At 47.9% G+C, this 26,365-nt stretch carries 21 protein-coding genes; 15 read left to right on the top strand and 6 right to left on the bottom strand.

Going from position 1 to position 26,365, the window contains the following annotated elements; genetic code table 11:
- Positions 1-318: 318 nt before the first annotated feature.
- Positions 319-1,512 (bottom strand): hypothetical protein, encoded by a 1,194-nt coding sequence (locus tag SK066_RS22525; RefSeq protein WP_320543100.1) that lies wholly within the window; start codon positions 1,510-1,512, stop codon positions 319-321.
- Positions 1,513-2,078: 566 nt separating this feature from the next.
- On the opposite strand from SK066_RS22525, the gene SK066_RS22530 reads away from it, so the two are divergent.
- From SK066_RS22530 to SK066_RS22550, 5 genes are all read left to right on the top strand, one after another.
- Entirely contained in the window at positions 2,079-2,756 is a 678-nt protein-coding gene (locus SK066_RS22530; protein WP_320543101.1) for a response regulator transcription factor, read from the top strand.
- Positions 2,756-4,153, top strand: coding sequence for a sensor histidine kinase (locus SK066_RS22535; RefSeq protein ID WP_320543102.1), 1,398 nt, complete (start codon positions 2,756-2,758; stop codon positions 4,151-4,153). Before SK066_RS22530 ends, SK066_RS22535 begins: the two co-directional genes overlap by 1 nt.
- A gap of 227 nt (positions 4,154-4,380) precedes the next feature.
- Positions 4,381-5,277, top strand: coding sequence for a diacylglycerol/lipid kinase family protein (locus SK066_RS22540; RefSeq protein ID WP_320543103.1), 897 nt, complete (start codon positions 4,381-4,383; stop codon positions 5,275-5,277).
- Positions 5,278-5,462: 185 nt separating this feature from the next.
- A complete protein-coding gene (locus SK066_RS22545; RefSeq protein ID WP_320543104.1) occupies positions 5,463-5,873 on the top strand; it encodes a DUF6843 domain-containing protein in 411 nt (136 codons plus the stop codon).
- Positions 5,874-6,034: 161 nt separating this feature from the next.
- Positions 6,035-7,111 carry a bifunctional transcriptional activator/DNA repair enzyme AdaA gene (locus tag SK066_RS22550; protein WP_320543105.1) on the top strand — a complete coding sequence of 359 codons (1,077 nt, stop codon included), beginning with the start codon at positions 6,035-6,037 and terminating at the stop codon, positions 7,109-7,111.
- A gap of 300 nt (positions 7,112-7,411) precedes the next feature.
- Here the strand turns inward: SK066_RS22550 and SK066_RS22555 are convergent, their stop codons facing one another.
- On the bottom strand, positions 7,412-7,963 hold the full coding sequence (locus SK066_RS22555; RefSeq protein WP_250345057.1) for a hypothetical protein: 552 nt from the start codon (positions 7,961-7,963) through the stop codon (positions 7,412-7,414).
- Between the two features lie 120 nt (positions 7,964-8,083).
- Between SK066_RS22555 and SK066_RS22560 the strand changes: the two genes are divergently transcribed.
- Positions 8,084-8,998 (top strand): phosphatidate cytidylyltransferase, encoded by a 915-nt coding sequence (locus tag SK066_RS22560; RefSeq protein WP_320543106.1) that lies wholly within the window; start codon positions 8,084-8,086, stop codon positions 8,996-8,998.
- A gap of 588 nt (positions 8,999-9,586) precedes the next feature.
- On the opposite strand, the gene SK066_RS22565 is transcribed toward SK066_RS22560, so the two are convergent.
- Positions 9,587-10,480 carry an alpha/beta hydrolase gene (locus SK066_RS22565; RefSeq protein ID WP_320543107.1) on the bottom strand — a complete coding sequence of 298 codons (894 nt, stop codon included), beginning with the start codon at positions 10,478-10,480 and terminating at the stop codon, positions 9,587-9,589.
- Positions 10,481-10,988: 508 nt separating this feature from the next.
- Here SK066_RS22565 and SK066_RS22570 point away from each other — a divergent pair.
- The 7 genes from SK066_RS22570 (at position 10,989) to SK066_RS22600 (ending at position 19,043) form a co-directional block, all read left to right on the top strand.
- Positions 10,989-11,618: a LysE family translocator gene (locus SK066_RS22570; RefSeq protein ID WP_320544949.1), complete on the top strand. Its 630-nt coding sequence runs from the start codon at positions 10,989-10,991 to the stop codon at positions 11,616-11,618.
- 570 nt (positions 11,619-12,188) lie between these two features.
- A complete protein-coding gene (locus tag SK066_RS22575) occupies positions 12,189-13,289 on the top strand; it encodes a sugar ABC transporter substrate-binding protein (protein WP_188775986.1) in 1,101 nt (366 codons plus the stop codon).
- 313 nt (positions 13,290-13,602) lie between these two features.
- A complete protein-coding gene (locus tag SK066_RS22580; protein ID WP_320543108.1) occupies positions 13,603-15,132 on the top strand; it encodes a sugar ABC transporter ATP-binding protein in 1,530 nt (509 codons plus the stop codon).
- Positions 15,129-16,115, top strand: coding sequence for an ABC transporter permease (locus SK066_RS22585; protein ID WP_188775987.1), 987 nt, complete (start codon positions 15,129-15,131; stop codon positions 16,113-16,115). Before SK066_RS22580 ends, SK066_RS22585 begins: the two co-directional genes overlap by 4 nt.
- Before the next feature lie 395 nt (positions 16,116-16,510).
- A complete protein-coding gene (gene mtnK, locus SK066_RS22590) occupies positions 16,511-17,719 on the top strand; it encodes an S-methyl-5-thioribose kinase (protein ID WP_320543109.1) in 1,209 nt (402 codons plus the stop codon).
- A gap of 216 nt (positions 17,720-17,935) precedes the next feature.
- Entirely contained in the window at positions 17,936-18,289 is a 354-nt protein-coding gene (locus SK066_RS22595; RefSeq protein WP_188775989.1) for a hypothetical protein, read from the top strand.
- Positions 18,290-18,455: 166 nt separating this feature from the next.
- Positions 18,456-19,043, top strand: coding sequence for an imm11 family protein (locus SK066_RS22600; protein WP_320543110.1), 588 nt, complete (start codon positions 18,456-18,458; stop codon positions 19,041-19,043).
- 372 nt (positions 19,044-19,415) lie between these two features.
- On the opposite strand, the gene SK066_RS22605 is transcribed toward SK066_RS22600, so the two are convergent.
- Positions 19,416-20,126: a GntR family transcriptional regulator gene (locus tag SK066_RS22605; protein ID WP_320543111.1), complete on the bottom strand. Its 711-nt coding sequence runs from the start codon at positions 20,124-20,126 to the stop codon at positions 19,416-19,418.
- Positions 20,127-20,436: 310 nt separating this feature from the next.
- On the opposite strand from SK066_RS22605, the gene SK066_RS22610 reads away from it, so the two are divergent.
- Both SK066_RS22610 and bglA read left to right on the top strand, forming a co-directional pair.
- Positions 20,437-22,434 carry a beta-glucoside-specific PTS transporter subunit IIABC gene (locus SK066_RS22610; protein ID WP_320543112.1) on the top strand — a complete coding sequence of 666 codons (1,998 nt, stop codon included), beginning with the start codon at positions 20,437-20,439 and terminating at the stop codon, positions 22,432-22,434.
- A gap of 441 nt (positions 22,435-22,875) precedes the next feature.
- Positions 22,876-24,345 carry a 6-phospho-beta-glucosidase BglA gene (gene bglA, locus SK066_RS22615; RefSeq protein ID WP_320543113.1) on the top strand — a complete coding sequence of 490 codons (1,470 nt, stop codon included), beginning with the start codon at positions 22,876-22,878 and terminating at the stop codon, positions 24,343-24,345.
- A gap of 139 nt (positions 24,346-24,484) precedes the next feature.
- Here the strand turns inward: bglA and SK066_RS22620 are convergent, their stop codons facing one another.
- Positions 24,485-25,402, bottom strand: a complete 918-nt coding sequence (locus SK066_RS22620) for a copper amine oxidase N-terminal domain-containing protein (protein ID WP_320543114.1) — start codon at positions 25,400-25,402, stop codon at positions 24,485-24,487.
- A gap of 156 nt (positions 25,403-25,558) precedes the next feature.
- Positions 25,559-26,074 (bottom strand): SRPBCC domain-containing protein, encoded by a 516-nt coding sequence (locus tag SK066_RS22625; protein ID WP_320543115.1) that lies wholly within the window; start codon positions 26,072-26,074, stop codon positions 25,559-25,561.
- Positions 26,075-26,365: the final 291 nt, after the last annotated feature.

The following is a 26,365-nucleotide window of genomic DNA, read 5'->3' on the forward strand; positions in this document are numbered from 1 at the left end:
GCGATAACAAATCTATTGAAAAAGTGATTAAGGCTATAAATGGGTGAAGATTGCTGGTGATGGATATAGATGTAGGTGAACGAAGGAGATGTGGAAAATAGCGCATGACAGCATAATAAAAAGTCATGAGCAGCAAGCACATGACTTTTATTAGCGTTTGAAATTAAGTAACGTTCATCGATGGAGCTATATTCATATGAGGTGGAATAACGAGCGGCACGCTGGGATGCTGTTATACCATTTCGCAATTGTAGCTGAACACTTATGATGCCCAATTGCTACACCTATAACATAAGGCATATTTCAACTTCAGAAGCATCATAGTTTATAGGCTAGAATTAATTGCCGTTCATTATCCACAAAGCATGGCGCCTGCACCAGCACTTCTGCCTCGGGCTGATCATAGTTATGAATATAGATAGCCTCATCTTCTGCCAGCATAGTCATATCAGTCGTCAACACACCTTGATCTACTATAGCTATGATACGCCGTGACCCCGTATGGAGCTGCCACTCCGTATGCTCGTCAAGCTGGAATAGCTTCGTCTTTCCTTCATCTTCTTGCACAGCATACAGCGAATGATCCGACACATACAATCGATCATAGGCATCATCCAGCCCATGCTGTATGGTCTTTCCATGCTGACAATCATACTTCACCAGAACCGAACTGCCTGTAAGGAAATCCTGAATCAATAGCTCCGCCCTTCCATCTCTCCACACCATATCCAACAAAGCCTGCTGGGGCTGAGACGAAAAGAAAATATACTCTGCAAAGTCACATCCACCCTGCTTCAACATCTCAATCAGACGATCCATTTTGATTATCATACACTGCTCTAGCATCTGCTCCTCACCAGTCATCCAAATCCGCTGACGCTCATGAGGCATATGCTCCCCTATTTTAATAAACGCCCATGTCTGATCGTACGCACTATAATTGGTCATACTTTCCATACCATTGAAAAAAGCAGGCACCTCGATCTCCGTCCACGTCTTCTGCACTGCATCCATCAAAGCAAACCGTAAGCTACGCTCACTCGTAAGATGAAAAGCGACCAGCGCATGATATTCATCCAATGTGTAAAAGCGCGAAACTGCCAGCGTATCGATCCACGAGCTCGGATACGAGTCCATCTCCTGCTGCACCTCCGACCGATCCCATGAAACAACATATTCACTCTTCCCATTCATAAAGTCCCTGCGATAACCATGCGTTACCCGCCCATCTTCACTACACGTCAAATAAAAGAAAACTCCCACATGCCGCCCTTCACTAATTCGGAATACATTTGGCTCTGCAAACATATACGTCTGTACCTCATTCGTACACGCATCATGCGACATCACCCCTCGATAAAATAAGTAATCCTCCATATGCTCATCCAGATCAAAATCCTCAGCCGTATCATCCACCTTCGTATTCAAAGCAAACACGCGTATATCCTCATAAACACAATCCAACATCGTCATTTTAAAATCCGCATCCACTTTCAGATCAGAAACCTGCACAAAAACACTCCTTCACATCCATAATTATGTATTATTGTTGTTAACACCATCTAATCTCACACCAAGCCAATCTTATATTTAAGCTTCATTAAAGCTATTCACTCTATTCTATCTATATAATGAGACGATCAAAAAAGACTAATGAAGACATACGAAGCAGCTTACTGTCATTCGTTGATTAAAGTATACATTTTTAGTATTTCTAACTGTTACCTGTAGCTATTTTAATTTTTGTTCCAACTACTGCACAAACCACTTCACCAACCACAAGGCTGCCCACCCATAAGAATTCATGTTTGATCTTTGCGCCGAGCACGGAACGGAGGTAAGGAAATAAGGGGTAAGGACGACTTATAGTGTTAGTGATTTTCTAACACGGGGTTCAATGAAGAGTGATTTTTGCAAAGCAAAATATCTTACAGCTTTGGAGGGGCGGGAATCTACATTCTCTCTCCTCATCCGTAGATTCCCGCGGCTCCACCCGAGTCCGTCCCCTTATTCCTTGCCGGAGTGGTACAAGCAACCCAGCACAACACCAATACTTAAATAAAAGGATGACCCCACCCATGAGAATATTAATCGTAGAAGACGAGCTGCATCTAGCCGAAGCGCTCATGCAGATCCTCAAAAAGAATAACTACTCCGTCGATGCTGTCCACGATGGGCGTACCGGGCTCGACTATGCTCAGAGCGGTATTTATGATCTGCTCCTGCTCGATATTATGATGCCTGAAATGGACGGCATCACCGTCCTCAAAACACTGCGTAACCAAGGCGATTCCACACCGGTTATTCTGCTCACCGCCAAAGGCGATATTTCTGACAAAGTAACCGGCCTGGATTACGGCGCTGACGATTATATCGCCAAGCCCTTTTCCTCAGAGGAGCTAATGGCACGCATCCGCGCCGCTCTACGTCGTAAGGGCGACGTACCCCCAGATGATTCCCTCCGCTATGGCGATCTGGAGCTGAATATGGCGAATCTCAAGCTAATCGTAGGCGGCAAGGAGATGAAGCTGAATCTGAAGGAAGCGGAGCTGCTGGAGCTACTGCTTGTGCGCAAGCAGTCGATCACCTCCAAGGAGCAAATCATCGAGAAGCTATGGGGATTTGATTCGGAAGCCGAGCACAACAATGTGGAGGTATACGTCTCCTTTCTACGCAAAAAGCTCAATTTTCTCCAATCGACTACACGCATCCAGACGATTCGCAATGTCGGGTATGTGCTTGAGGTGAATACGTAATGTTCAGACAGCTTCGTAACCGATTTTTGATTCTGAATCTGGCGACGATCTCGATTATGATGCTCGTTGCCTTCGCTACCATTTATTTCATCACCTATCGGGATGTGCAGAATGACATTCAGCAGGATCTTGGACGCATCTCTGAATCGTATCTGCACCCTAACGACCGCCCCCGTCCAGACATGCGCGACAACACTGGCACTGGCACTGGCACTGGCACTGGCACTGGCACTGGCACTGGCACTGGCACTGGCACGAATAACGGTACTTCCACAACAGACAGTAAGGCAAGCAATAATTCCGAGACCTCCAGCAATCAGCAGTCTACAAGCAATTCCAATTCAACGCCAGTCAACAACGGCGATGGGATGCGTCCTGAACGGCTCGTTGCCTTTACGATGCAGACCGACAAACAGGGCAAGGAGATTAATCGCAGCTCACAGGTCGAGCTGGATAGCGAGGTGTACAGCAATGCGCTAGCGCAGGCACTCCAGCGAAGTAATGATCATGGACAATTCAGCTTGGATGGTAGTGACTGGGCCTATATGCGCTTACAGCTCAATGATGGCTATTTGTATACCTTTTTAGATGTGACAGCACGGCAGGAGATTTTGACGAATCTGATCTATAGCTTCGCCGCGGTCGGCTTTGTTATGCTGGTGCTGCTATTTTTCACCAGTCGCTATTTTGCCAATCGTTCGATTCAGCCTGTGCAAGAAGCGTTCGACAAGCAAAAGCAGTTTATCGCAGACGCCTCACACGAGCTGAAAACACCGCTCGCTGTCATCAACACGAACACCGATGTACTGCTGGCCAACCCGGATGATACGATTCGCCAGCAAGCCAAATGGCTGCATTATATCAAAGGGGAAACCGAGCGTATGGCACGTCTGACCGGAGACCTGCTGTATCTCACCGAAATGGAGCAGGCACGCACAACTGTTGTCCACGCTCCCTTCGATCTGAGCGAAACGGTAGAAACGATTATTTTAACGATGGAAGCGGTCATTTTCGAGAAAAATCTATCGCTGCACTACGATATCACGCCACAGCTGATGGTCGAAGGCAGCAGTCAGCAGATGTATCAGGTGACGATGATCCTGCTCGACAATGCGATCAAGTATTGTAATCCGGGCGGTAGCATTACGGTGAAGCTACATCGCCAGGGTAACCAGACCGTGCTGGCTGTGACCAATACAGGCGATGGCATTGCATCTGAGCATCTAACACGCATCTTTGACCGCTTTTACCGCACCGATACGTCGCGCGCTCGGCAGCTCGGTGGGCATGGACTTGGCCTGGCGATTGCGAAGTCGATTGTAGAGCAGCATCGCGGACGAATCGAAGCGACAAGTACAGTCGGTGAATCGACGACCTTCACCGTGTATCTGTCCTGATGGAGATAGCGTAGACGCGTGATTTTAGGGTATATAACTTTAAGATACGGTGCAAAATCATTCTTCATAACCACTCATGTGTGCATATGGCTAGCACCAGGCGCAGTGAACGGCCTGACTTCGGAAACAGAACTTCTCAGCAATATTGCTTCTCACTGCGTCTCTATATTCAGGCTGTATACGCTCAAGCGATAGTATCCAATCCATTATAGAAAGGAACATGGTCTGTGAAGCGAGCTATGATTATTATCAATCCGTCCTCTGGCAAGGAGCAGGCGCAGGAATACGTCGATAAAATTGAACAATTGCTGCGCGATGAGGCAGATTACGATGTCGTCATCAATGAAACCGCCAAAGAACTCGATGCTACCAAATACTGTGCTTCTGCCTGCGCAGATTGCTTCGATCTGGTGATCTCTGTTGGTGGAGATGGCACCTTGCACGAAACGATCAACGGACTGCTGGATCAGGAGCATCGTCCTCTGCTCGGTGTCATTCCACTCGGAACTGTCAATGACTTTGCGCGAGCGCTACATATTCCGCTCAATACCGACGAAGCGATTCGGACGCTGTTGTCTCCTAAGCGCCGCAAGGTCGATATGGGGCGGCTAAATGACCAGCTATTCGCCAATGTCGTTGCCGCAGGCTCGCTTGCCGAATCGTTATCCTCGGTCAGCTCGGAGGATAAATCCAAGCTTGGTGCATTCGCCTATTTCCGTGAAGGGGTCAAAGAGCTGTTCGGTGGCTCCGCATCCCCGCTTACGATCGAATACGATGGTCAGACCTGGTCGGGCGAGTCTCCATTATTTCTCGCTACACTGACCAATTCGGTCGGTGGTTTTGAGCAGATCGCACCAGATGCAGAGGTCGATGATGGGCTATTGCATGGCTTTATCATTCATAATCTGAATTTACTGAATTCACTTGCTGTCGGTACATCGCTACTGCTTGGTCAGCTCAAGGAGCATCATGAGGTTACGTATTTTACCGCACGCCAGATTGCCGTGCGCTCAGATGAACCGGTGCGGACGAATGTAGATGGCGAGGAAGGGCCTGCGCTACCGATTGAAATGCATATTTTACCGGAGTATGTAGAGGTGATTGTGCCGGAAGATACGAAATAATACATGAGAAAATAAAAAATGGGGGAATTCCTCCATTTTTTATTTTTATATATCAAATACATCATTAACTTGTACGCCTACTGTACCCGTATGAATACGTCACCTCCAGCACGTCCTCCTATCGAAGTAGACCTCTTTCCCAATACATCGCATCATAGATGACATACAGAAGAAAGGAGCGAGCCATGAAAATCAAAAAATCAGGTGTACTTCTCAGTACGATGCTAATCCTTGCAGCTGCTTTATTTTTCGGATGCAGCCAGGAGCGTCAGCCATATATCGTGCTCATTCCACAGGGCTATACCGGGCAGGTGACCATACTGTTCGATCAGCCTGACGCAGCTCCTTTGACGTATGAGAACAATAAAGCGGTCATTTCTGTCCCCAGTACAGGTCGCACCGCAACTTCAGATGCTAACCGCTCAGGCACATTCGAGTATTATTTTGTAGATGTTCACGGACAAAGAGAGGAAATTCAGAATATTCCAGAGATCATACATAATCTTCACACCCAATCAGGAACCTACAACGGACAAGCTTTGCCTGAAATGATTGAATTTGAGGTAGGTATCGAAACTTCGGTTCCAAGCTCATAACGCAAGCCTAATGCTCCGAGTCTATCCATCCGTTATTTCTTCAAGCTTCATTTCATTGAATTTCACTCTCGTAAAATACATGCCTGATTTTCGGCGATGTCTGCTGCCGTTAGCGCTATAATACACCTATAGACAATAACGTGCAGAAAGGACGTGTGCGGATGATTACATTGGATCGCAAACAGGAATATTACGAGGCATTAGTGTCCAAAAATACAGAGTACGAGGGTTTATTTTATGTCGGTGTCAAAACGACTGGCATTTTCTGTCGCCCCACCTGCCCGGCGCGCAAGCCGAAGTTTGAGAATTGTGAGTTTTACGAAACAGCGCAGCAGGCATTGCTCGCTTCCTTTCGCCCTTGCCAGCGCTGCCGCCCATTATCTCATCCCAACCATGTATCCGCGGTCATCCGCACACTTGTAGAAGCGGTTGAGCGCAACCCCGAAAAGCGCTGGAAAACGCAGGACTTTCGCGAGCTAGCAATCGATGAATCGACCGCAAGACGTCAGTTTAAAAAACGGTTCGGGATGACCTTTGTGGAATATGCACGCGCACGCCGCATGGGCATTGCACTCAAAAATATCCGCTCCGGTCGCAGCGTGATCGATAGCCAGCTTGATACCGGCTATGAGTCCAGCAGTGGCTTCCGCGATGCGTTCGCTCGTATTATGGGCACAGCACCAACGCGTCTGGACGGCGAGCATGTGCTCAAGGCGACCTGGCTGGATACACCGCTGGGGCCAATGCTGGCGATTGCAGATGAGCAGTCACTGGTGCTACTGGAGTTCGTTGATCGGCGTGGCCTGGAGCGCGAGGTAGAGCGCCTGCGAATACGCGAAAAGGCAGCGATTATCCCCGGACGTACGAGTCCGATTGACGAGATTGAAGCGGAGCTGGAGCAATATTTTGCTGGCACCTTAACGAAGTTTCAGACACCGATTCGGATGATCGGATCGCCATTTCAGCAAAGTGTATGGAATGCGCTCATGCAGATTCCATCCGGTGAGACGCGTTCGTATCAGCAAATTGCCATCTCACTCGGACGCCCTACCGCTTCGCGTGCGGTTGCGAGAGCGAATGGTTCGAATCAGCTCGCGGTCATTATTCCATGCCATCGCGTAATTACTTCGGGTGGAGAGCTGGGCGGCTATGCCGGTGGATTAACGCGTAAGGATTGGCTGCTCAAGCATGAGTATGCACATCGGGAGCAGGTGGGGACGGAGCAGGAGAGTAGTTGAACAATGGCTATACAAGATTGTATTCATGCATACACACTCGTATAACAATAGACCTTATCCTTCCAGTAACGAGGACGATGATATCATGTCAATATATTGGAGAGAAATCCCACCCATCGAGGGCGAAGATGCCCGAAGACTTATAGAGCGGATTCAGAAAAACAATGAGAAGAGAAACAGGAAACTAGCCGCAATCATGAAGCAGCTTGATGTCCATTCAGACAGAGATATGAACTTCAATCCATCACGAAAAAGGCTATGATCAACATAGCCTTTTTTCTTGTCTCATTCTTCTGCACTCTACTCCACTTCCCGCTCTGGCTCATAATCTCGTAACCTTCCCTCATACACAATCCGCAGTCGCTCGCTTGTTCGCAGATCGTTCGGCGTGACCAGCGCAGGTAGCTTATTCCACAGCTTAATCCCCGAACGATGAAGAATCTCTGCCACAAACTGCGAGCAAAAGTACGAATTGCTAAACTCCACCGGCTCCTGCAAAGCAACACCGATCACACCAAGCAGATTATAACCGTACTTCGGGCTACTGCGGATGAAAATATTCAGCACACGCTTCATCTTCTCGACTTCGCGTGGCGTCACCTTGAGCTCGTAGATCACACAGGTCGTATTGGGATATTTGCTATATGTACCGGTCTGGATATTTTCCTTCACAAAACCGCCGTTCAGCGGATTACTCGGATGCTTGCGCCCAAAGCTATAGAGCTCCTGTAGCTCACGGTCGAAGGAGATGGAAGCATGGTTGTACGGCGCCTTTGTATAGAGCTGGATCATGCGCGTGAATAGTGTTCCGGTGTTGGTCAGCAAAATAAAAACCGACTGTTCTTCGTTCATGCTGCAATTCCCCTCTTATCAAGTTAACGTTATTCCTTCATAATAACATAGGAGTACCTGTCTGCTCAGTCATCATTTGACAGACAATCGTGCATGTTAAGGATAGGATGGTGAGGCGGTATGAGCGGTTCAGCGTTTACGCTCATTTTGATTTTTGCAGCAATGCTTGTTATTCAGCTCGTATACATAGTGATTGGGAAGCTCCAGCCGGATAAAGATTATCGTGTGATCGGGGCGCGAATCAAGACATGGTGGGGAATGTTTTTCATTTTCTGTCTGGCGACATTGTTTAACCAGATCGTCTCGTTACTGTCGCTGATGGTGTTGACGTTTTTTGCATTAAAGGAATATTACTCGATGATTCGCACACGGAAGGCAGATCGGCGGCTATTTCTATGGTCGTATCTAGCGATACCGCTGCAATTTTACTGGATCTACATCGGCTGGTATGGCATGTTTATCGTCTTTATCCCGATCTATGTATTCCTGCTGTTGCCTTTGCCGCGCCTGATTAACAAAGGCACCGGTGGCTTCCTGCGTAGTGTTAGCTCCACCCAGTGGGGCTTGATGCTGATGGTATTCGGGCTTAGCCATCTGGCGTATTTTCCATTTGCAACGCCGAAATATGGCGGTGGGCTGGTATTGTTTCTCGTTGTACTCACTCAGCTTAATGATGTGGTGCATTATGTGGCATCGATGTACATCGGTAAACGACGTATCGTTCCCACTTCGAATCCGCATCTTACATGGGAAGGCTTTGCCTGTGCATTTGTCGCAACGACACTTGCATCGTATCTCATCCATCCTTACCTGACACCATTTGGCTGGGGCTTTGCGCTGATTATCGGGGCATTGATCAGCCTTGCTGGATTTTTTGGCAGTCTCACGCTGTCGGTACTCAAGCGCGATCTGCTGATCGGAGATAGCGACCGCGCCGAAGCGCTCAAGGAAAGCTACCTGAGCCGGGTCGACAGTCTGACCTATACGGCGCCAGTATTTTTCCATGTGGTACGTTATTTCTTTGATTTTATGTAAAATGAACGGTCTCTCTGTGTGTGGCCTTATTCACAACTCAAATTCATAGGAGGTGTAAGGCAGTGTACGCAAACGGCATAGGTGAGTTACAGCCCCAACTCTAGGAAGGAATACGGGGATGCGCTTCTGTTCGTTCTAATTCTCCATGAGCTTGCGTACATGCCAACGTATTATGCATATCGAATGGTCGAATTTAATTATTTCTCTTGTCTCTATTGTCGGAGTAGTTGCGCTATTGATTTTGGGCACTGTCCTATCTGTGCGTGCTTATCGCAATCGTAATCAGCGTCGCTAACTCGTTGTATGAGGTTGAATTGTATAGGATTGTAATGTAGCGCATTAGCATATGGCTGTATTCAAGATTCAAGATCCATGATGTATATCGTTACTCATAGCGAAGCACAGGTTATGTATCTGCATCGACTTCTATACATGGATTGGCGAACCCCAACAGCGTTAGACGCTAACACGCTACGAACGCTAAAATAGCCACCATTGCCGCATAAAGGCACTGGTGGCTATTATGTTACGGATCATCACGCATATCAATTGATGTCCAACGCAATTTTTTATTTGACGAAATTTTTTTTATTTCGCAAAAACGTCCTTCAAGTGATCTGCCATCAGTTCCCACGCTTCCAGCGAATTTTCAGCCGTACCGTTATGTGTAAAGCCATGCGCCTCACCCGGGTAATCGCGGTACACGACCGGTACGCCGACTGCTTCCAGACGCTGCGCATACTTCGCTGCTTCGGCAGCCAGCGAATCCTTCCCTGCGGTAATCACAAGTGCAGGTGGCAGTCCTTGCAGGGCTTCATCGGGTGCCCATACCGGCGAAGCGAGTCGATCGCGTGCATCCTCTGCATTATCGATATACATCGCATTAAATGTACGTGCCATATCAGCAGGAATCGCCTCAGCAAAGTCCGGCTTATCGCCTGGATCGGTTGCCAGATCGAGCGGTGGGTAATCCAGAATCTGATAACGAATCGGCAAAGCATCGCCACGCTCACGGTTCAAAATACACACCGCTGCGGATAGATTACCGCCCGCACTATGTCCACCAATCGCCATGCGCTCTGGATCGATATTCAACTCCTTCGCATGCTCATGAATCCATGTAGCAATCTCATAGCACTGATGCACAGGTGCCGGGAACTTATACTCCGGTGCCAGCACATAATCGACATTCACGACAACACAGCCCGTCCGTTCCGCAATAAATGCACACCACGGATCATCCATTTCTGGTTGTCCCATAATAAAGCCGCCGCCATGCAGATTGATAAATACCGGTAGCGCGCCATCTACATTCAACGGACGGTACACATTTGCACGCGCTTCTACTAATGAAGTAGGGATACGAATTTCCTCGCGCTGTGCTTCTGGCATCCGAGGCGGAGCCAGCACAGAACCATCAACCTGCGCGAAGCTCTGCTCTCTGATCTGACGTGCCATTTCGATTTGTTGCTGCTGATTCATGTGTATCACTCCGTTTCGTATTATTTGAACATCATCATCCACATCGGTTAACGGGTTAGCACAAGCTAAGGGCAATCTACGTATAGAGGGTCTGCATCATAAGCAGGATAGGCGGTCTGTAACATCATATGTACAGCATCAATCCCAATGCTGTCACTAGCTTTATGGTGGCATAACAAGCATGTCAGACACGTCACTATACTATGTTTGCAGAATCAATTGCTATGGGCTACCCTACTTTTACTATATTCCCATTTTACGTACGATTCAAACTTTGCTTTCATAAAGATAGTATGTACAATTGATGAACCCATTCGCTCCCAAACGATCTGACTACTTCTCCTGTAAGCGCAACCATTCGCTTTGCTTATAACCAGACGCTATAGCCAGCACACTTTTATTCGTCTTTAAGACACTCGCAAGTTCTTTTCTATACTAACGAATGCCAATTTCGGAAATTCCCGTTATAATCAAAAGCATCCTATGACTAGATAAGGAGTTGATTTCACTGGATATTTGGACGATTCTATCCTTTCTCGGTGCAGCTGTTCTGCTCACCATCATCCCGGGGCCAGACAATATGTTCGTGCTCGCTCAGAGCATCGCACAGGGCAAACGAGCTGGCATCGCCACCACACTCGGTCTATGCACTGGACTGCTTGTACATATTACAGCCGCCACGCTTGGGGTGTCTGCCGTGATCTATCAATCGGCACTCGCCTTTAATATCGTAAAATACGCCGGAGCCGCTTATCTGCTGTATCTGGCATGGCAATCCTTTCGCGCTCCCCATAGTGAAGCCTGGATCGGCACGGGTGAGCAGCCGCATTATCGGCTCACTGCACTGTATCGCCGTGGCATCTTGATGAATGTGCTTAATCCTAAAGTATCGCTGTTCTTTCTCGCTCTACTGCCGCCATTTATCCATCGCGAAGCTGGACATGTTCCGCTGCAAATGCTGCTGCTCGGCGTTATTTTCCTCGTTCAAGCGTTATTGTTGTTCATTCTGATCAGCCTGTTTGCCGATCGGGTGCGTGTGTGGCTCCTGCGTAGTCCGCGTATTTCACGTCATATCAACTGGATCCAAGGCACCATCTTTGCAGCGATCGGGCTGAAGGTGGCATTCAGCAGTCGCTAGGTCAGCCCTTCATTATTATTTCTATAAAAGCTCGTTGTCGTACGCTATAGAGCATACGTATACAGCGAGCTTTTTTGATATTCAAGTCCTGAACTTTTTCGATATTCATTCCTTTGTATAGAAATTCCAGCTCCCGATCATTCATCTCCTTCTCGCCTGTTATAGGAAAAAGATATACCTGTAACCTACTCCCGAATATCCTGTAAGGTGGTAAACTAATATCCAGGATTACGTAAGTCCGTAATTGTAGCGGAGTTAAAGCAAATTGGGAATATATGCATATATATAAATGAAATACTAATTTTACTTATATACAATATGCCGTTTATATCGCTATACAAAACGATCCAGCCGTTCTCAATTGATCCATAATCTATATTTATACAAATAAAAATATGAATATCCAAAGCACCAAAATATTCTCCATCACATCCTGAAGCAAAAAAGTCATTATTTTTATTTTAACAAAACCAATTGACATACTCGGATTTAGATTCTATATTAAATTCTAATATCGCTAATCACACTCGTTTAAAGCTTTAACGCAACCAAGTACAGGGGGAAAAGAAAATGAATATTCGTTTGAAATCCACAGCTTTGCTCGCTATCCTGCTGATCTTCACCGTCGTGCTAAGTGCTTGTGGCAATGGCTCCACAAATACCGCTGCCTCAGGCAGTGAAGCAAGCCAATCCGGCAATCCACTCGCAGGTAAAAATATTGCACTGATTATGCGTTTGAACAACGGTACCTTTTCCGCTCAATATGTAGACGGCGTGAAAAATCAGGTGGCGAAGTATGGCGGTACGGTTACCGTTATTGCAGCAGACAACGATTTGAGTAAAATGGCATCCTCACTCGATGCAGCCGTGAACCAGGGTCAATTCGACGGAATCCTGATCGACCACGGTGATGCAGGCGCGCTGACAGCTGGCGTACAAAAAGCCGTACAAGCAGGTATTCCAGTAGTCGCATTCGACTCCGCACTGGATGGTGTGCAGGGCGTAACCAGCCTCGCACAAAACGATCAGAAGATGGCTGAAATGACACTGGAGCAGCTTGCTAAGGATGCAGGCGGCAAAGGAAATATCGTAAAAATCTGGGTGGCTGGCTTCCCGCCAATGGAATCCCGTCAAATCTCTTATAAAAAGTTCCAGGAAAAATATCCAAACATCAAGGAAGTTGCGGCATTTGGTACAGCGGATAACGCGCAGCTGGATGCACAGACCCAAATGGAAGCGATCCTCAAGCAATACCCGAACAAAGGGGATATCACCGCAGTCTGGGCAGCATGGGATGAATTCGCAAAAGGGGCATCCAACGCGATCAAGCAAGCTGGACGTGATGAGATCAAGGTATACGGTATCGATATGAGCGACGAGGATCTGACGATGATTCAAGATCCGAAAAGCCCGTGGATCGCTTCCGCAGCGGTTGACCCAACAACAATCGGACGCGTACAGGTTCGTTATCTGTATCAGAAATTCGCTGGCAACAAAACCGACGATAAAGTCGAGCTGGAGCCGGTATATGTAACACGCGAAGAACTGCCTAAGGACAAAAAAGTAACGACCGCTGACCTGAACCAGTATGTGAAAGGCTGGGGCGACAGCGATCAAGGCAACACAGATCAGCTGAAAGAGCTGGAAAAAGCCGTCGCTGCGGGCAAGTAAGCTGCATCAGGCACGACCAGTGTAAGTACAACATTGCAAATGAGCTGGCTTACCTGAACTCACCTGAATGTACCATTTCACGCATCGATAGAAATAGGGTTGAGCCCATAAAGTGTATGCCCAGCTCAATTCGGTTGAACACAAAAGCACGATAAAGGCTCCATTATAACGGAGACGACGCTGGGATGGAGATTCGAATCCAATACAGCGATCGTCTTTACCAATCCATGTCAGTACCGATCCACCTGTGCGGTTTATGCCCGTGCAGGTGGATACTTTGCTATCACAGGCAGCAATAGAAAGGAGCATCATCATGAGCAACTCCGCAGCGTCCACCCGTGGCAGTTTACAGATGACCGGTATTTTCAAATCATTTGCCAATGTACCCGCGCTACAGGACGTGGCATTTCAGGTGAACAGCGGCGAGATTCATGCCTTGCTCGGTGCTAACGGCGCAGGCAAGAGTACGCTGATGAAAATATTATCCGGTGCCTATAGCGCTGATCAGGGCAGCATCACGATTGACGGACAGCCTGTCGTTATTGATTCGCCTGCCGCAGCTAAGCGTGCTGGTATCCAGTGCGTATATCAGGAGGTCGATACTTCGCTAATTCCCCAGCTATCGGTTGCGGAAAATATCGTGCTGCATCGTATTACCGCTTCTGGTGGTAGCCCTATTTTGAACTGGAAATCACTCTACAGCGAAGCGGAGGACATACTCAAGCGACTCGGCTTTGCTATTGATGCGCGCAAGCAGGTGAGCGAATTATCACTAGCAGAAAAGCAACTCGTGCTAATCGCTCGCGTGATGGCAGAGAAAGCACGATTTGTCATTTTAGATGAGCCTACAGCTCCACTCAGCATTGAGGAAGCAGAGCGACTATTTACGATTATGCAGGAGCTCAAATCACAGGGAATTGGTGTTATTTTCATTTCACACCGATTGCCGGAAATCTTCCGTGTCTGCGATCGTATTACGGTGATGCGAGATGGTAAACGGGTGAGCACGCTGCCTACACAGGAGACGAATGCCAGTGAAGTCGTGCATTCGATGCTTGGACGTGCATTTGAGGAGGAGTATCCGAAGGTATTTGCCGAGATCGGTGAGCCACTGCTTACCGTGAGTCATCTGGCGGCTGGACGGCATGTGCAGGATGTGAGTCTTGAAGTGTGCAGTGGTGAGATTGTCGCCGTTGTCGGTCTGGTCGGTGCGGGTAAAACCGAGCTGTCCAAGCTATTATTCGGTGCCGAAGCAGCCGAGCGCGGCACGATTGAGCTGAATGGCAAACGCGTTCGTGCACGCACCCCACAGCAGGCGATCAAGGCAGGCATCGTGCTTGTGCCAGAGGAACGACGCAAGGAAGGCATTCTCGTTAAGGAATCCGTTCTGCATAACCTCAGCCTACCGATGCTGCAAAAGATTACCTCACTCGGCATCATCTCTGGACGCTCCGAGCGCAAGCATGGCGATAGGCTGATCGGCGCACTTGGAATCAAGACCGCCTCGGATCGACAGCTCACGGGCTATCTGAGCGGCGGCAATCAGCAAAAGGTCGCCATCGGTAAATGGATGGAAACGAACGCCGATCTCTATATTTTGGATGAACCGACCAAAGGGGTCGATATTGGAGCCAAACGCGATATTTTCAAGGTGATCGGCGGCTTGGCTCAGCAGGGTAAGGGCATTTTGTATCTGACCTGTGAATTTGAAGAAGCGCTTGGACTGGCTGATCGTATCCTTGTCATGTGTGACGGACGGATCATCAAGTCATTCGCTTATGGCGAAGCTTCGCATCAGGATTTGTTATATTACGCCAGCGCAGGCCGGGAGGAACTTGTATGAAACACCAGCTAGCCCAATTCTCATATCGCTACGGAGCGCTGATCTTTATCGGTCTGGTGCTGATCTTCTTCTCCGTGTATAACACGCACTTTCTAACGTACAACAATATTACCGACATTTTGCGTTCGATCTCGATCGTAACCTTTGTGGCGATTGGCATCACGATCTCGCTTACCGTTGACGGCTTCGACCTGTCCGCAGGCTCCACCGTCTCGCTAACCACCGTCGTATCCGCTGCCATGATGGTCTGGTATCAAATGCCACTGATCGTCGTGATCATCGTACCGATCATTCTCGGTATTCTTGTCGGCTTACTGAACTCCTTATTAATCGTCAAAATCCGAATCCCCGACCTGCTTGCCACACTGGCAGTCATGTATATCATTAGCGGGATTCATCGCACATATACAAAAGGCTATGCGATCTACAACAATATGCAATTTCAGGATGGCACCAAGGCACCGGGTACCATGCTTGATTCGTTCCTGTGGATCGGTCAGGGTCGCCTGCTGGGCATTCCATTTCCAGTCATCCTGATGATTCTCGCCGTGATCGGTATGCACCTGTTCTTCAAATACACACGCGGCGGTCGCCAGATGATCATGACGGGTAGCAACGAGGAAGCCGCCCGCCTGTCCGGTCTGCGTGTTAACCGTATCCGTACACTCGCATACGTCGCATCCGGCATCTTCGCAGCCATCGGTGGTATCCTATTCGCCGCACGCGTCGGCTCCGGTCAAGTCGACGCTGGCTCGTCCATGCAAATGGACGCACTCGCAGCCGTATTCGTCGGCTACTCCGTCTTCGGCGCAGGCCGCCCCAACGTAATCGGCACCTTCTTCGGCGCCGTCCTGATGGGCATCCTCGTCAACGGCATGACCATGCTGAACGTCCAATACTACGCTACAGATATCATCAAAGGCGCAGTTCTCGTCCTAGCACTAGCCGTAACATTCGTACATCGTGCCCGGCAAAAGGTCTGAGGTTAGAATCTACATTCATTTACTGTCAGCATCCTGCTCTACCACTAAAAAACTACCATTTCGATCATGAAAGAAAGATCATACAACCACTAAAAGTAAATCCTAAGTTCCTGATTTTTATAAAGGTTTTAACTGCTACAACACACCCCAGGGAAAAAGCTTGCCAGTCTTTTAAACGCACCTGTTATTGCTGCTCCAAGCACAGAACGAAGGCAAGGAAATAAGGGAAAAGGACTCCTTTGGAGGGGCGGGAATCTACATTCATTCCTAATCCGGTAGATTCCCGCGGCTCCACCCGAGTCCGTTCCCTTATTCCTTGCCGGAGTGGTGTCCCTATCAACAACAGCCCACGTCCAAACCCACTGGCAAGTTTTTCCCAACCCAAGGAGGAAATTATGAGCACATCCCCCAAAGCCACCTACGAGCCGCTAAACGAGCAAACCGCGATTCAGCTAGCTGTGAAGCTGAACGTGTTTGAAGCTGCCACTGGACTTAGCTGTCGCGAAATTGGAGACGGTAATCTCAATCTCGTCTTCCATATTACCGAGGCTGCTACTAGACGCGGCATTATCATCAAGCAGGCGCTGCCATATGTACGCGTCATCGGTGAGAGCTGGCCGCTCACACTGGAGCGAGCGCGTATGGAGAGCGAAGCGCTGCAAATTTTCGCTCGTTATGCACCGGAATATGTGCCCGTCGTGCATCACACCGATGAGCAGTATGCGATTACAGTGATGGAAGACCTGTCCCGCTTGAAAATCGTACGCACCGGCTTTGCCGAAGGCGCAGTGTATCCGCTGCTATCCACGCATATTGGAGAGTATCTGGCGCGGACGCTATATGGGACGTCTGACTTTGCCCTCGGCGCAGATGCGCGGCGTGAGCTGGCACTACAATTTCATAATCCAGAGCTGTGCAAAATTACTGAAAACTTTGTCTTCACGTATCCGCTAATTGACGATGAGAGCAATGCGGTGGAATCAGGCTTAACCGAGCTGGCTCAAGAGCTGTGGAGTGACCAGAAGCTACTATTGGAAGGTGCGAAGCTGAAGCAGCATTTTATGACCTCGGCGGAAGCGTTATTGCATGGTGACCTGCATACAGGCAGTATTTTTGCGAGTGATGAGGAGACGAAGGTGATCGATCCCGAATTCGCATTTTATGGGCCGATCGGGTACGATATCGGGCTGTTTATCGCGAATACACTGCTGTCTGCGCTGGCGCGTCAGGATCATACGCGCGAGCAACTACTGCACCATGTGACGAATGTATGGAATGTGTTCCAGACGCATTATACAGAGCTGTGGCAGGAGAATAACCAGGAGCATTTTGCCGCGGTGCCAGGGTATCTGGAGTATCAGCTACAGCATATTTTGGAGGACACGGTCGGTTATGCAGGTAGCGAGATGATGCGCCGGGTAGTCGGTCTGGCGCACGCGAAGGATATCGAAGCGATTCAGGACGATGCCAAACGTCTGCATATCAAGTCGAGTGCGGCACGTCTGGCACGTGATTTTATCGTGAATCGCAGTCGTTATCAGAGTGCAGAGCAGATTGTACAGGCATTGCAGCAGGCGGATCAGGGTGTGGAGATTGGTATTTGATCTGTCATTTTCAGCATATAGTTCGTGTCCACACATAGATAGAGGTCTGGCTATTCATTGAATGATGAGCTATTGGAGAGCAACTTATAGATAAGCATCACTGAACGAGACGAATGACTTGTAGTCCTTCCATTCCTTAACCTTTGCTTCCTTCAACATAGTTGTATATACTAGGTGGAAAATATTACAATTTATGAATTGAAGGTGCTAGACGTCATGACGAATCGATCTAAAGTGCTTATTCCCCTCGCGCTGCTATTGATCTGGGCGATTCTGATTGCCTTATTTGGTTTTCTGTCGCACTTCTCGCTAGCCGGTGCTGTCCTGTTTATCCAGGGATTCGCTTTTTATGTGTATGAAAATGTCAAAGGCTCACATGAGCAACGTAGTAGGCGGCTGGCTAGTATCGTAGGGATGGTATGCTCAGCTCTTAATATGATGAATGCCTTCTATCTGGAATCTTCAAGCATCGCTTTGAAAGCACTCACCATTTTATTTTGCCTGGCGTGTGTGTATGTGTTTGTCGGTATGGCTAAACGTACTAGCAAATCTACATCTACAGTACATTGAGAAGTCTTCTGTATGCGTACAGGAGGCTTTTTCTTTTTTATATCCATGCTCAGCAGTTACATATAAAGCTGTACGTCGTCAGCATTTTTTGATCATTGTGTAAGATATGCTATGTTGAAATGTATAGAATATTAGCTCACTTCAAGAGAGGAGTGTACACAATCCGATGACGTATTATGTTCTGGAATTCCAATATCGGCGCAAAGGATTCATTTCAGGTGGTGTTACCTTTACGCCAGAGCTGGCTACGTATTACGATCCGCTCCAAATGGAGATATCTTCTGAAACAACAGCCGAGGTCATTCTCGATTCCAGCGTACGTAAAATGGATGTTGACCTGTTCTACACCGGTACACGCGCACTCATCGTTTCCGATGCGTTAAAGCTACTATTAGAGGAATCGAATGTGAAGGCGCAATTCATACCCGCGCAGGTGCACTACTATAATAACGTACCTATAACTGGAATCTACTGGGTTGCTCATCGCTTGCCACAGCTGGATGTCGTCGACTACGAGCATTCTACCTATGCAGGTAAGGCGCTGGTACTGCGCTCGATTGAGACTCCACCACGCCGCATAGCAAAAGGCTTTCAGCAGATTGTGCTGGATAAGTCTAGGATAGAAGGACAGGAATTTTTCACATTGGAGTATACCTATATTTCGAATCCGATTATTTCTGAGAAACTGTATGTGGAGAGTAAAAAGAAGAAGTTGAAGCTCAACGCCACACCTGTCGGTGAGTTCAAGCCTTAATATCGTTTGATTGAGAGCTATCGCATGTTGCTAGAACCGAATTACAGGGCATGTCAGATGTATTACAAAGCGTTAGAAGCTTCGCCCTACATGATTTGATCGTCCATCTTCTATATCGTTCGAATCCCAACTTCCTACTGTTCAACCTATCTGGATATGAAACTAAAAAAACGAAGCGATCCTTAACCATAGCGGATCAGCTTCGTTTTTTGTCAGGTACTCAATGTTTATGTTGAACACGGTTGCTGTATTTCGGGTTTAGGATCAGTAGGCACCGAAACTTGTACGACGTTTATCTTGAACATAATCGCTATATTGTATTCCTCATACCGATCCTGCTCGTAGCCTTGCTCCGCGCCTCTTCTATTCCACTCACATCCCATGCCCATTCGCCTGAATAAAGAACTGCGACTGAATATAGTTGTACGTAATACGCGAGAAGTCGAACGGCTGTCCATTCGCCAGATGGAAGATCGTCTCCACATCGAGCTTCGGATCACCCTTGTTCAAGCCCAGATGACCTGCTTCTTCCTCCTCCAGCTTGCCCACATGCAGATACGAATCGGAAAAGCCGATCTTCAAGCCCAGTCCCTCGCGAATATAATCAAAGATCGAGTCGGATACGATCTCGTTATTCAAATACGTCACAATCGCTTTGTTATAGTACGATTCCTCCACACAGAGCGTTTGCTCATAGATATAACGAACGCGTTTTACATAGTACACATCCTGCTCCATGCTGATGTTCAGATTCGTAGCAGCCTCACGCGTTGGCTTGCGCACGGATAGCTCCAGCACCTGCGAGGTGATCGGGAAATGATCCAGATCACGGGTAAAGCCTTGATTTTTCAGCAGACTAATATAGCCTTTGCGACCATGACGGCGAACGAATATCCCGCTACCGCGCACCTGGAAAATAACGCCTCGTTCCTCCAGTAGCTCCAGCGATTTGATAATCGTACTTTTACTAACGCCGAATTGCACCATTAACTCGTCCAGTACAGGCAGCTTATCGCCCTGTTGCAGCGCATGCTCCTGGATGTATTTTTCAATTTCTGCGGCAATATGCTGATATTTTAACATGAGCATTCCTCTTTAGTTTCAATATAGTGGTGGTATGTAACGATTCATTTATAGGCATAATCAAATTCCTTAAACGTTTCCTCAAGGATACTTTATCGCGATTGTATCATATTTCATTTAAAACCTCACTTTCAAATTGTGTGTTCAAAATTAAATAATTTGGTTATTGATAAATTATACCGTTATAATTATAATGTGAGTGTACCATATTGATAGCGCTTTTTTTATACGAGCACGATGAAGGTCATAACAAAAAGCAATTGCATTGCAGCAACCTATCTTATTGTTCATACATGAAGGAGTGGTTCCATTGTCGGGAAAAGTTAGAGATTATCCAAAACTGGCACATGACATATTGGAAGCGGTCGGCGGCGAGCAAAATATCGCTGGCGCGACGCGCTGTGCAACCCGGCTACGGCTTGTACTAAAGCAAAATAGTGCGCAGGCAAAAGAAACCGTTTCCGCCATGCCTGGCGTCATTACCGTTGTTGAAAATGGTGGGCAATTCCAGGTTGTCATTGGACAGCATGTTGGCGAAGTATACGACGAATTTGCCAAGCTAGTGCAGCTGGATGCCAGTGATGATGAGCCACAGCCGAAAGGTACAGTTTTGAACCGCATCATTGCAACTATGTCGGCGGTATTCGCGCCGTTTGTGTATATACTTGCAGCAGCCGGTATTATGCAGGGTCTGCTCATCATTGCGAACCTGCTATTCCCAAGCTTCGAGCAATCTGGTACCTATCAGGTGATTAGCTTTATCTCATGGTCACCGTTTACGTTCCTACCGATCTTCATCGCTATTACGGCATCCAAGCATTTTAAAACGAATACGTATATCGCCGTCGCCTGCTGTGCGGCATTAGTCAGCCCAACGTGGGCAGAGATGGCGGCACAAATTGCAGATGGAGGAACCGTTAACTTTCTCGGCATCGCGCTGACAGAGACTACATATACCTCTTCTGTATTGCCTCCACTGTTTCTCGTCTGGATTCTGTCGTATCTGGAGCGCTTCCTGAACAAGCGCATTCATGAAGTGATTCGTCCGCTGTTCGTACCGTTGCTCTGTCTGCTCGTGATGGTGCCACTAACGATCGTCTTGATCGGCCCGGTAACGACACTTGGTGCAAACGGCATTGCAAACGGATACAACTTCCTTGCTGAAAATGCTCCTGCATTAGCTGGTGCAATCATCGGCGGCTTCTGGCAGGTTATCGTCATCTTCGGCGTACACTGGGGTGTCACACCGATGGTGCTGGCGAACTTTGAGCAATATGGACGCGACTCCTTTCAGGCGTACCAGACGATCGCCGTCGTCGCACAGATCGGTGCGGTACTGGGTGTTATTTTGAAAACGAGAAATCAGGAAACGCGTAAAATCGGTATTTCGGCGGGTGTTACTGGATTATTTGGTATTACCGAGCCAGCGATCTATGGCGTAACCTTGCGCTTCAAAAAGCCAATGATCTTCGGCTGTATCTCCGGTGCAATCGGCGCGATTGTAGCGAGCTTCTTTAACCCGTATTACTTTGCGTATGCGGGTCTGCCGGGCCCACTGACTATCGTGAACAGCATCAACGCCGACTATCCGACGTCGGTATGGGGCATTCTGATCGGCTCTGCCATCGCAATCGTACTGCCCGTGATTCTGATCCAGCTGTTCGGATACGGCGTAGACGAAGCCAAAGCAAAACCATCTGCTGGCGATACAAGTCTCGCCAACGAGCAAGGACAACCTGTAACAGGCACATCTGCTGCACCAATGGCAAGTGCCAATGAAGCGATGAGCGCCATTAGCGCAACAGCGGATGCCGATACCGCGCACCGTCAGGTACATGGACACAGTCTACCCGATGAAGAAAGCATCAGCGCTCCACTCGTCGGTAAAATCGTCCCATTAACCGAAGTCCCAGACGAAGCATTCAGCTCTGGCGCAATGGGACAGGGAATCGCTATCGAGCCATCTGACAACAAGCTGTATGCCCCATTTGACGGCACCGTAGCCACCGTTGCACCAACCGGCCATGCCATCGGACTCCGCTCCGACACCGGCGTCGAGCTGTTCGTGCACATCGGACTCAACACCGTCAAGCTCAAAGGCGCACCATTCCAGCTGAACGTAAAAGAAGGCGACACCATCAACAAGGGCGACCTGCTGCTCCAATTCGATAAAGCACTCATCCAGAGCAACGGCATGCCAACGATCACCCCTGTACTCGTAACTAATAGCTTCGATTACAAGCAGATCGTAGTCGGCAACCTGGAAAATGCAACAACTAACGCCGATATTATGACCGTGATTCGTTAATAACTACCGATCACCAAGCAAGTAACGAATTAATTTCCAAACGCTTAACGGCTGTGATAATGAACTCCGTTGAGCATTGAACAAGCCATATCAACCAGACCACTCACTACCCATTAGTAGTCTATCTCGAAAAACTTATGCCTACTTTATACGTAAGAACTTGATCTTAAATGCTGCCCTCCCCCAAAGAGTGAGGAACGCAGACATATTCGCAACACGTTCATCATTATGTTGTCACATATAGCACTGAGCGAAGGTAGGGAAATAAGGGGAAAGGACGACTTTGGAGGGGCGGGAATCTTCATTCCTTCCCCATTCCAAAAGATTCCCGCGGCTCCACCCGAGTCCGTCCCCTTATTCCTTACCTGAGCGGTACCTCTTAAAAGCACAAAAGTAAAGAGACACACTATACCTATATTGGAAACTATGGAGGAATTCATCATGAGCAAACTACCTGTAAACTTTCTGTGGGGCGGCGCACTCGCTGCCCATCAATTCGAAGGCGGCTGGAACGCTGGTGGCAAAGGTCCGAGCGTTGTCGATGTGATGACCGCTGGCGCCCACGGCGTGCCACGTCAGATTACCGACGAGATCGAACCCGACACCTTTTACCCCAACCACGAAGCCATCGATTTCTATCATCACTACAAGGAAGACATCGCCCTATTTGCCGAAATGGGATTGAAATGCCTGCGTACCTCCATCGGCTGGAGCCGCATTTTCCCGCAGGGCGATGAGGAAGCGCCGAACGAAGCGGGACTGCAATTTTATGACGATGTATTCGACGAGCTAATCAAGTACGGCATCGAGCCGGTCATCACCCTGTCCCACTTTGAAATGCCACTGCATCTGGCACGTGAATATGGCGGCTTCCGGAGCCGTAAGGTGATCGAGCACTTTGTGAAATTTGCTGAGGTCTGCTTTACCCGTTATCGGAATAAAGTGAAATACTGGATGACCTTTAACGAAATCAACAATAAAATGGACGCTCATAACCCGATCTTCCTCTGGACGAACTCCGGTGTCATGGTCAAAGAAGGCGAAAATGCACGCGAGGTCATGTATCAGGCAGGACACCACGAGCTGCTAGCAAGCGCACTCGCCGTTGCTAAAGGGAAAGCGATCAATCCAGACTTCCAGATTGGCGCGATGGTATCCCATGTACCGATCTATCCGTATTCCTGTAATCCGAACGATGTGATGCTGGCAGAGGAAGCGATGCGCGAGCGCTATTTCTTCCCGGATGTGCATGTGCGCGGCTACTATCCGAGCTATGTATTGAAGGAATTCGAGCGTGAGGGCTATAACATCGTGTTCGAGCCGGGCGACGAGGAGATTTTGCGTAACGGTACGGTTGATTATCTCGGCTTTAGCTACTATATGTCGACGACGGTAAAAAGCGATGTCCATAACGATAATACAGGGGATGTTGTAAACGGTGGGCTGCCAAATAGCGTAGAGAATCCGTATATCCAATCGAGTGACTGGGGCTGGGCAATCGATCCGGTTGGACTGCGTTATACACTCAACCGTTTCTATGATCGCTATCAGATTCCATTGTTTATCGTGGAAAATGGCTTTGGCGCGATTGACCAGATGGAAGCGGACGGCTCCATCCACGATCCCGCACGCATCGAATATCTCAAATCTCACATCGAAGCACTGGAGCAAGCGGTGAATTATGACGGCGTCGATCTGATCGGTTATACGCCGTGGGGCATTATCGATATCGTGTCCTTCACAACAGGTGAGATGAAGAAGCGCTACGGTATGATCTATGTAGATCGTGATAATGAGGGGAATGGCTCGATGAAGCGGTATAAGAAGGATTCATTTGAGTGGTATAAGCAGGTGATTGCGACTCATGGCGAGCAGCTGGAGAGCAAGGATAACAGCTATACCTACAAGTAAGCATTCCATCCACAATAATTTTAGATAATCAAAGAAAAGCCACTCGTCTACGGATGAGTGGCTTTTCTCTGTATCATCGTGCATCCTATGCACAATGGTTTGATCAAACAAGCTTGAATATTAACATGGACGCTAATCGTTATTTCCCATCAGGCAATGCAATAATTATATTTTCATAAGCGCCCGAAAATTCGCCGGAGATACGAAATGTTTTATCATCATCGCTAGAATATCCCGCATCCAGAGCCGTTGTATTATAGTTTACGTTAAAGTAAACGATAGGATTTTCTATAACAAAATGCTGGAAAGCTGGCGAGAGCGTATCCTTCAGATCACCTGCAACCTGATCGAAGCTACCCGTTCCACCTTTGTTCGTAAATTGTCCGATTGCAATCGCCTTGCCATTTTGAATATGTACAATCGTAGAAGTATAGCCATCCTCATATATGTACTCATCTGCTTTACCTGCTAAAAACATATAACTTTCTACCATAAAATCAGTTTCCTTCACATGAAGAAGTTTAAAGCTCGCTTGAATCGGTAAGGAAATCGCGGCTTGTCTTGCTTTTTGTAGATCCTTGCTTACCAGATCAGTAGAACCGGAGAAGCTCTTGCTCGTTACAAATACAATTTTACGAATAGTTTCGAACTGCACATTAGAATCAAAGGCTTCTGTCACAAAACGGATCGGCAGATAGACACGCTCTTGCTTCATTTGAGCTGGAACATCTAACGTGATCGGCTTGTCATCCTTATAGGCGATCTTGCTGTTCAGCGTTACCTTTACTTTGCTTTGAGACGCATTCGAGATCGTTACCGTTTGAGTAGTCCCATCCCATACGTACGTAAGTCCCAGCGTCGATAAGGAGCGAATCGGAATAAGCACGCGATGATCCACTTCTTCTGGTGTCGTGCCTGTCTGGATAAACTTCCCGTTCACATTGATCAGAATCGGTCGAAACATCGCTGTTGATGCAGCCTCTGTCCTATTAGAATAACTGCATACCAGCGTCACGATTAGACCTAGCATAACGAGCATGAATAGTAGCTTTTGCATGTTGGTCTGTTCCTCCTACGTATTATGTATTGATCTTGCACTTTGCATAGACGCATTTAAAAACAGCAGACTCGCCGATATGCCAACGAATCTGCTGTTCTAAATTCGCTATGACGTTTTTCTTTTTCTGCACCAATGGGTACGCAGTACAGATGCTTACTTCTTCATCCGCGCCAAATGCGCCTCCAGTCGATCCCATGTCTGTGTAATGCCCTCAGCCATGCCCATCTCTATCACCTGCTTGAGCGATTCCTCGGAATCAAAATAAGCGCGGCTGATCAGTCTGGTTTTACCGCCTTCGTGATTGTGGAACACCGTTTGAATGCGGCTACTTGGCATCTCCTCCGACACACTACCGCTCGCATCAGAGAAATAGTCCGTGTATACGATCTGGCTTGGCTTTTCGATCAGATCATATACAGCCTTGCCCCATGATTCCTGTCCATAAAAGTCACCCTGATTCTTATCCATGCACGTCATACAGTAATGCCACTCTCCGCCCGGGCGAAAATCGATATTGCACACGGTAAGCTCCCAGCCATGCGGCCCCCACCATTCACGAAGATGCGCTGCTTCGGAAAATGCTTTGAATACGAGCTCGGTTGACGCATCGAAAATGCGTTCCAGTGTGAGTTCCTGACCGTCTGTTTTGATAATCATCTTATCTGACATGAATGATGACCTCCTGAGCTTCAAATGAATTGGGATGGTAATTCGGTACTTCATTTCAGTCTGAACGAGAATGAATCAGGCATACAGGCTAGCGGTAGCATGGGCTATAGGGATACGTAGTCAGACCGCCTGTGCTTACCCCTATCATATCATTCTCATCCCCCTGATTTGTATACGTAAAATAGGAATTATTTTGCTGTGCTTTGATCAAAAGCGATATAATACGTAGCAGAGATCGTATCATGTAGTGCCTTGTATAATGCCTTCTGTAAAATAAAGCATGATACGTAT

Origin of the sequence: Paenibacillus hunanensis (genome assembly GCF_034055775.1) — a bacterium.
Taxonomy (GTDB): Bacteria; Bacillota; Bacilli; order Paenibacillales; family Paenibacillaceae; genus Saccharibacillus; species Saccharibacillus hunanensis.

What these genes read in the sequence shown, in the direction of transcription:
- mtnK (WP_320543109.1), top strand. Translation starts at nt 16,511, where the DNA reads ATGAGCACATCCCCCAAAGCCACCTACGAGCCGCTAAACGAGCAAACC.
- SK066_RS22565 (WP_320543107.1), bottom strand. Translation starts at nt 10,480, where the DNA reads ATGAATCAGCAGCAACAAATCGAAATGGCACGTCAGATCAGAGAGCAG.
- SK066_RS22545 (WP_320543104.1), top strand. Translation starts at nt 5,463, where the DNA reads ATGAAAATCAAAAAATCAGGTGTACTTCTCAGTACGATGCTAATCCTT.
- SK066_RS22575 (WP_188775986.1), top strand. Translation starts at nt 12,189, where the DNA reads ATGAATATTCGTTTGAAATCCACAGCTTTGCTCGCTATCCTGCTGATC.
- SK066_RS22560 (WP_320543106.1), top strand. Translation starts at nt 8,084, where the DNA reads ATGAGCGGTTCAGCGTTTACGCTCATTTTGATTTTTGCAGCAATGCTT.
- SK066_RS22600 (WP_320543110.1), top strand. Translation starts at nt 18,456, where the DNA reads ATGACGTATTATGTTCTGGAATTCCAATATCGGCGCAAAGGATTCATT.
- SK066_RS22580 (WP_320543108.1), top strand. Translation starts at nt 13,603, where the DNA reads ATGAGCAACTCCGCAGCGTCCACCCGTGGCAGTTTACAGATGACCGGT.
- SK066_RS22595 (WP_188775989.1), top strand. Translation starts at nt 17,936, where the DNA reads ATGACGAATCGATCTAAAGTGCTTATTCCCCTCGCGCTGCTATTGATC.
- SK066_RS22555 (WP_250345057.1), bottom strand. Translation starts at nt 7,963, where the DNA reads ATGAACGAAGAACAGTCGGTTTTTATTTTGCTGACCAACACCGGAACA.
- SK066_RS22585 (WP_188775987.1), top strand. Translation starts at nt 15,129, where the DNA reads ATGAAACACCAGCTAGCCCAATTCTCATATCGCTACGGAGCGCTGATC.
- SK066_RS22625 (WP_320543115.1), bottom strand. Translation starts at nt 26,074, where the DNA reads ATGTCAGATAAGATGATTATCAAAACAGACGGTCAGGAACTCACACTG.
- SK066_RS22530 (WP_320543101.1), top strand. Translation starts at nt 2,079, where the DNA reads ATGAGAATATTAATCGTAGAAGACGAGCTGCATCTAGCCGAAGCGCTC.
- SK066_RS22550 (WP_320543105.1), top strand. Translation starts at nt 6,035, where the DNA reads ATGATTACATTGGATCGCAAACAGGAATATTACGAGGCATTAGTGTCC.
- SK066_RS22535 (WP_320543102.1), top strand. Translation starts at nt 2,756, where the DNA reads ATGTTCAGACAGCTTCGTAACCGATTTTTGATTCTGAATCTGGCGACG.
- SK066_RS22620 (WP_320543114.1), bottom strand. Translation starts at nt 25,402, where the DNA reads ATGCAAAAGCTACTATTCATGCTCGTTATGCTAGGTCTAATCGTGACG.
- SK066_RS22605 (WP_320543111.1), bottom strand. Translation starts at nt 20,126, where the DNA reads ATGTTAAAATATCAGCATATTGCCGCAGAAATTGAAAAATACATCCAG.
- bglA (WP_320543113.1), top strand. Translation starts at nt 22,876, where the DNA reads ATGAGCAAACTACCTGTAAACTTTCTGTGGGGCGGCGCACTCGCTGCC.